This is a genomic window from Micromonospora sp. CPCC 206060, from assembly GCF_036906895.1.
Lineage (GTDB): Bacteria > Actinomycetota > Actinomycetes > Mycobacteriales > Micromonosporaceae > Micromonospora.
The window spans coordinates 1-4892 of record NZ_JBAKHU010000146.1 but is presented as its reverse complement, the minus strand read 5'-3'; the positions used below and the strand labels follow the sequence as shown (position 1 = coordinate 4892).

At 64.9% G+C, this 4892-nt stretch carries 5 protein-coding genes and 1 pseudogene; all 6 read left to right on the top strand.

Going from position 1 to position 4892, the window contains the following annotated elements; genetic code table 11:
* Positions 1-581 precede the first annotated feature (581 nt).
* Positions 582-707: pseudogene (locus tag V6U90_RS32405) on the top strand (IS5/IS1182 family transposase); the annotation flags it as partial.
* Between the two features lie 234 nt (positions 708-941).
* On the top strand, positions 942-1496 hold the full coding sequence (locus tag V6U90_RS32400) for a papain-like cysteine protease family protein (RefSeq protein ID WP_334444829.1): 555 nt from the start codon (positions 942-944) through the stop codon (positions 1494-1496).
* An 11-nt stretch (positions 1497-1507) separates the two neighbouring features.
* Complete coding sequence (locus V6U90_RS32395) at positions 1508-2107, top strand: hypothetical protein (RefSeq protein WP_334444827.1); 600 nt, start codon at positions 1508-1510, stop codon at positions 2105-2107.
* A gap of 192 nt (positions 2108-2299) precedes the next feature.
* On the top strand, positions 2300-2452 hold the full coding sequence (locus V6U90_RS32390) for a transposase (protein ID WP_334444824.1): 153 nt from the start codon (positions 2300-2302) through the stop codon (positions 2450-2452).
* 146 nt (positions 2453-2598) lie between these two features.
* On the top strand, positions 2599-2949 hold the full coding sequence (locus tag V6U90_RS32385; protein WP_334444822.1) for a hypothetical protein: 351 nt from the start codon (positions 2599-2601) through the stop codon (positions 2947-2949).
* Positions 2950-3257: 308 nt separating this feature from the next.
* Positions 3258-4343: a low temperature requirement protein A gene (locus V6U90_RS32380; RefSeq protein WP_334444820.1), complete on the top strand. Its 1086-nt coding sequence runs from the start codon at positions 3258-3260 to the stop codon at positions 4341-4343.
* Positions 4344-4892: the final 549 nt, after the last annotated feature.

The following is a 4892-nucleotide window of genomic DNA, read 5'->3' as shown; positions in this document are numbered from 1 at the left end:
ACCATGATCCAACCCGAACGACCCAGGTCAAGCCGACCCGCCGACGAGCACCTGACCAGTCACTAACGATGAAAGGCAGACTGCATCCGAACGCCCTGACCTTCGCCGCTGCACCGGCACCCACCGACAGCCGAACCTTCGAACGTCGTCGCATGCCCGCCGACTTTATCTCTGTAGATCGACTCTGTGGCGGTCCGACCTGCGCGACTGGCAGGCCTTCCGTCAAGCGAGGGTTGACGCCGTCCGTCGCGACGAGGCGGTGGTGACCCGCCCTACCGTGCGGCGGTGCGACGGTCGCCGCGCCCCGGCCGGCTGCCGGCCCACCAACTCCTCACCAAAACGGCCTGTTGTTCTGCGGCGGCTCTCCGGGCTTGCCGCTTTCCGCGCCAGCCGCCGGGCGTCTGGCGTGACGGCCGCAAAGCGACAGCGGCAGCGGCCGGCGCGCGCCCTGGCGGCAGCGCGTGCGGCCCGTTCAGGGCCGCCTTGACAGATAGGAAGTTTGAACAACCCCGGTGATGCCCGGAGCGGGATCACTGAGAGTCAACGCCCCTCGCGATGCTCGGGACTCACTTCTCGGCCCGGCGAACAGCCTGCTCAAGACCACCTTCCGGGCGCTACGCAACATCAGCCTCTGCCCCTGGAAGATCGGTGACATCGTCGCGGCAGCCCTGGTCATCCTTCACATCGATCGCGAACGAACCACCTGATCACCCAACACCACGACCCGTTACCCGGCAAGGCTCAATGTTCGCCCCGGGCAGCAGCAATTGCACCAATAATATCCACAAGTGAAATGTGCATATCCAGCGAACCGGAGCAAAGCACCCATCCGACGGCTATCGAATGACGATATTGAGTGCCTGCGCCTCCTGTGCCATACTTCGGGTTCCGTCACCTGGGGTGCGTCGTCGGTGCCGACCGGCATAGCGAAAGGACATCGGATGACCCAATTCCGGGCACTCGCTGGCTACGTGGGCCAATCGCAGCAGAAAAGCATGTGGTGCTGGAATGCGACTACCGTCAGCATCACCCATCACTACGACAAGATGACCGACTGGACTCAGTGTAAATTGGCCACCGCGGTGCTCAACGATAGGTACAGTGGGTGGTTCACGCAGAACCCTGGCCAGCCAAAGTTCGATTGCTGCGGACCTAATGGGGGGCCTTGGAACTGCGACGAGGGCGGGTGGCCGGATGAAGGGCCACTGCAAACAGTCGGGCATAAGGCCGATGGCCCGAGGCTCGGAGTGCTGTCGAAGCAAGAGATCGCACAAGAGGTGGCAGACAACCGGCCGATTCTCCTGAATATAGCGTGGGCAGGCGGTGGCGGCCACATAGTAAACATCTTCGGGTATAGTCACCTCGCCGATGGCACCGTGACAGATGTCTGGGTGCATGACCCGTGGGACGGCACGTACATCATCCCGTACGAGGAACTGCGGGACGAGTACAAAACCAACGGCACTTGGACCGCTTCCATGAAATCTCAGCCCTAAGGAGGTTCGCAATGCCGTTGAACATGCCTGAGCCGCCGGGGCGGATGCGGGAAGAAACACGCGCCAAGCTCGGCCGCGTCGCTGGAGTTCGAGGCATGGGCCTGCCTGCGCTGGGCGCGGCCGCCCCCGAGAACGTGGAGGTGTCCACCCCACACCAGGTGTTCACCATGGGACTAGACGATGTCGAGGCCGGTGGCGGCCTGGAGCGGGCACGCCCGGGGGGCTGGCGCTTCCTGCTTGAGTCCGGCGGCGAGGTCATCGCCAGTGCCGAGACTGCGGAAACACCGGAAGGCGCTCGTCCACCAACGTTCAACGAAGGCCCCTACGTGGGAGCCACCGCGACCGCGGTGAAGGCCGCACGGGCGCTGCCGCAGCTCGCGACAGCCCGTTTCGAATTACGGCTGCTACGGATCCCCGCGCTGTACCTGATGGCCCTGTGGCTGCACTCACCCACCACCGACCTGCTCATACCGCTGGCGCCCTCACCGATCGGAAGCGAGGGCAAGGTCGTACCACCACCGGTGTTCTTCCGGGAACTCGCCGCCCACGCCCGCACCCGGGGAGCCAGTGAACCAAGCCAGGGAGCAGGCCAACCGCGGCCCAACCGGTAGAAGGGACCAGGGAGCACCGGCTCCCTAACGGGGCACACGAACGAGGACGACCTTGGGGTGGTGCGGATGGCCTGTCACAGCAGGTCATCCACACACCGCCAGTTCGGCTCCGTCTGGGCTTGACCCGGTTTGACGGACATCCCAGTTCAGAGGGGCTGTGTGCTCCTCCGGAGGATGTTCATCATGGAAGGCATGGGTAAGAAGCCACGCCGGCCGCGTCGGGCGTTCACGCCGGAGTTCAAGGCGGAGATCGTCGAGGTGTGCCGGCGCGGTGACCGGACGATCGTGCAGGTCGCGAGGGACTTCGATCTGACCGAGACCGCAGTGCGGGAGTGGGTCAATTAGGCCGACCTCGACGCCGGCACCCGTACGGACGGGTTGACCAGCGATGAGCGGGAAGAGTTGGCGCGGCTGCGGCGGGAGAATCGCCGGTTGCGCGAGGACGTCGACATCCTCAAACGGGCCACGGCTTTCTTCCCGAAGGAGACCCGGTGAACGTGTACCCGTTCATCGAGGCGGAGAAAGCACGGCAGGACGGGAACGTGAAGCATTCCTGTGAGCTGTTGGAGGTCTCCCGGTCCGCCTACTACCAGCACCGCACCGCCGGCTTGTCGCGGCGTGAGCGTGACGACGCTGACCTGACCGCACAGACCGTCGACATCCACGCCGTCTCGGCCGGCACCTACGGCGCACCTCGGGTGCGCGCCGAGTTGGCCGCGCAGGGGCGGCGGCACTCCCGCCCGGACTTTGGTACCCGTTGGCAAGCCGCGAAGCGGTGCGGCAGTCGCCCGACCTTTCGCATACGTTCTCGGTGTCGACTGTGCCGGATCTGTGCCCGATGATCTTCGGACGCCCACTTACCTCCGCCGGCTGATCGTTAGCTTGCGGGCAGCTCCGGGCGCATCGCGCGTACGAGTCAGGGTGCTGCCGGAAGAGGCGACGGCAGCTTCGATCGCGCCACCGGCCGCGTTGATGCGCCGGTCCAGGCGTCGGATCTCGGCGACGACGTCGGCCGCGATCAGTGATTCGGGCATCTTCGGTGTGGCCGGCTGGCACACTTTGTCCGGTGGGGGGCGGGGCGTCCGATGGCAGGTCAGCACGAACGCCGCGCGGCGTTCGACCGCTACGCGAGGGCGTCGGCGTAACCAGCGTGGAGCTCTTCTTCGATCTGGTGTTCGTCCTCGCGTTCATCCAGGTCGTTGCGTTGATGGAAGACGACTTCACCAGTCACGGCGTGCTGAACGGGATGCTTGCGCTGGCCTTGTTGTGGTCGACGTGGTCCATCTATGCCTGGTTGGGCAACAGCCTCCAAGCTCGGGTCGGGCTGATCCGGATCGCGCTGCTGTTTGTGACGGTGGTCACCCTTGTGATGGCGGTAGCGGTCCGGCAGGCATTCACCGACCTCCGGGGCGCGGCTGTCTCGGGCCCGGTGGTGTTCGTCGCGTGCTTCGTGGTCGTTCGGCTGGTGGATCTGGCGCTGCGCTGGTACGCCATTCCAGACACGGAGCCGCGCATCGTCCTGCTGATCGCCGCGCCACTGTTTGTCGCCTCCGTCCTTCTGTTTTCCGCCGCCGTCGTGCCGCAGCGACTGTTCCACGACCCGTGGCTGGTCAAGGCGAGCCAGACCGGGCTCTGGATGATTGCCATCATCATCGACTATGGCCGCGCCTTGGTGATGCGGTCGTGGGGGTGGCACATCATCTCGGCCCGGCACTGGGCGGAGCGGCATGGCCTCATCATGCTCGTCGCCCTTGGCGAGTCGCTCATAGCGGTTGGCCTGACCAGCAGCAGCGTGCCGATGACTGGATCGCTCATCGCGGCCCTCGTCTTCGCCGTCGTCACCGCCGCCGCATTGGGCTGGACCTATTTCGACGCCGTCGCGATCGCCGCCGAGCGGACGCTGATCCAGAACCCCGTCCAGCGCCGGGTTGCCTACGCCCGCGACGCCTACAGCTATCTGCACCTGCCGATGATCGCCGGCATCATGCTGCTCGCCCTCGGACTGCACAAAGTGGTGACGATCATCAAAGACAACGAACTGCACCATTCGCCCGCGCAACTGGAGAGCCTGGGCCTCCACGCCCTCTACGGTGGAGCAGCCCTGTTCCTGCTCTCCCACGTCGGCTTCCAACTGCGGATCACACGCCTGCTCAGACGGGTCATCTGGCCGCGACTGATTACCGCAGCACTGCTGGTGGCGCTCATCCGGCCGCCGGCCAGCTTTCGGCGGTGGTAGCGCTCGGCCTGCTGGCGGCTGTCAGTGTCAGCCTGGTCGTCACGGAACTCCTCGTCGCTGGCGGGCGGCGTAAAGAACTGCGCGAAGCCGCTCTAGCCGAGGACTTTTGGCCAGAGGGCCCCTAGACCGGGCCGGCGACCCACCCCACCATCCTCACCTGTGATGGTACGACTTTGGACAGGACAGGATCAGAACTTGCAGGGATCGGCGGTCGACCCATAGCACTTGAATCGCGCCTGTCTCCAATGCGGGCACGGTGCGGCCGGCAACGAGAACGCCACCCTTTCTGAGACTACGAATATTCACGCTTTTCCCTCCCCTGCAACTACCGGGTCCATGTAGACGTGTAAGTCCTTGCGATGCTCGAGAGAGTCAAACAAAACCTTGTCGCCTTGCCGCCAGGCATGCCACTCACTCATGGCTCAGTGAAGGTTTCCGAGTAACGGTCTGCAACTGTGCGTAGTGGTCGTTTCAGGTGGTTCGTCCGTGACTGGTCAGGTGGTCGCTGCGCCGGTGGGTAGCCAGGGACAGCCGGCGACGAGTTCGGTG

Excerpts from the sequence above, each read along its gene's own strand:
- V6U90_RS32395 (WP_334444827.1), top strand. The coding sequence starts at position 1,508 with ATGCCGTTGAACATGCCTGAGCCGCCGGGGCGGATGCGGGAAGAAACA.
- V6U90_RS32400 (WP_334444829.1), top strand. The coding sequence starts at position 942 with ATGACCCAATTCCGGGCACTCGCTGGCTACGTGGGCCAATCGCAGCAG.
- V6U90_RS32390 (WP_334444824.1), top strand. The coding sequence starts at position 2,300 with ATGGGTAAGAAGCCACGCCGGCCGCGTCGGGCGTTCACGCCGGAGTTC.